The 1568-nt window shown below is 41.0% G+C and carries 1 protein-coding gene; it reads right to left on the minus strand.

Going from position 1 to position 1568, the window contains the following annotated elements:
- Window positions 1-52 precede the first annotated feature (52 nt).
- Window positions 53-1432, minus strand: a complete 1380-nt coding sequence (locus ACTNA4_RS16005) for an IS4 family transposase (protein ID WP_441031157.1) — start codon at window positions 1430-1432, stop codon at window positions 53-55.
- Window positions 1433-1568: the final 136 nt, after the last annotated feature.

Raw genomic sequence — 1568 nt, forward strand, 5'->3', positions numbered from 1 at the left:
AAATGGGATTTGTACCTTGAAAATTCAATATTTCAGCTAATAAAATAGCGATTTATGCCACTGCAACCTGTGTATGAAGCGCATCGCGCAGATATTCTGGAAGTCTGCTCTCAAAATCAGCAACGAAAGCGGAGATTTGTTCGTCGCTTAATTTCAGAATCTCCTGAAGGCTTGCCTTTAAAGCATCCATTAGGATGCCAAGGGCGCGACAGAAAGTAATATCTGTCATTTCGTCTACCAGGAAAAAGAATAATTCACCCAATGTGCGTTGATCTTCATTTTGTCGCTGCTCCATCGCAAGCAGCATATATCTGGTAAACACGATTGCTGTATGGGCGGTCAGCGCATCATATGATAAGCTATGACATTCACCGATAAGATTAAGCATGGACTTACAGGTTTTGAAAAATACTTCGATCTGCCAGCGTTTTCCATAGATACGAATGATCTCTTCTTCGGAAAGAGCCGTATCTGTGCATACAAAAGCAAGCCAGTCCTTACGGTTAGCCTTGTTTCTGACACAGACGATTTTAGCCGGGATCGGGTTTTCTTTTCCAATCTTTACATCAACGGAAAGCAGATACTTGGATCTTCCTCTGCGCTTCTTGTTTCTGGAATAGATTTCCTTGATATTAAGCCGCTCGCCGTAGTATTCATACTTAATACGTGAACTCTTCTTGATCATGGCGATCACGTCCATCCCTTTTGATTTGATTTCCATTATCTGGGCTGGATTGGCAAACCAGGAATCAAAAAGGACATAATCCGCAGATAATCCGGCCGTAACTGCAGTATCCAGAAGAGTCATCATGGCCTCCGGCGCTTTGGTTTGAGCAAGTTTCCGACGTTTTCCGGCAAGCGTTCTTTTATCAAATACCTTCGTTGGGCCAATAATGTTGGATTCCTTAGAGGAAGCCAGAAGACAACTGTTTACAGGGATCAGGGTGTTTCCATCACTCCAGCTTAATGTAAGCATGCGATAGCCCTTTTTGTAGTTCATGCCGGTGTGATCGAAGACTTTTGAACCAAGCTCAGTCTTCTTACAACTGGTACGATTGAAAAGACTGTCATCAATGATAAATACATTTTTTCGGGATTCATCTGTCAGTTCTTTGATATCGTTGTTGACGATATCGGCAGCAAGAAGCGAGGTAAAACGAAGCCAGTTAGTCTTTGAAGAATTCAGGAAACGATAAAAGGTATTCTTGGAGAAATCTTCATGAAAAGATCCGGTACGCTGCTGCATATACATGCTCCGACCCACAAAGATGTTGCCAAGTTTGTATCTCAGAATAGAGATAGCAGGAACACCTTTCTCTTTTGTTCCATTACATTTTTTCAAAAGCTCACCCACATGATGTTTTGAAAAAAATCTCTGAATACAGTCAAGTAATGCTACCTCATTGGTGCTATTCTGTGTTAAAATGGACATGGCATAAATCTCCTTTGTAAAAATGGTTTCTCGACAATTCCATTATACCAAACGGAATGTATTTATGCCTTTTTTATTGGCTGAAATATTGAATTTTCAAGGTTCAGCACACCTTAGAGGTGTGGGAAGTTTTAGT

This window comes from Bariatricus sp. HCP28S3_A7 (assembly GCF_052066375.1).
In the GTDB taxonomy this organism is placed as follows: Bacteria; Bacillota; Clostridia; order Lachnospirales; family Lachnospiraceae; genus Allocoprococcus.

Bases quoted from the DNA above. Each gene is read 5' to 3' on its own strand.
- ACTNA4_RS16005 (WP_441031157.1), bottom strand. From the start codon at position 1,432: ATGTCCATTTTAACACAGAATAGCACCAATGAGGTAGCATTACTTGAC.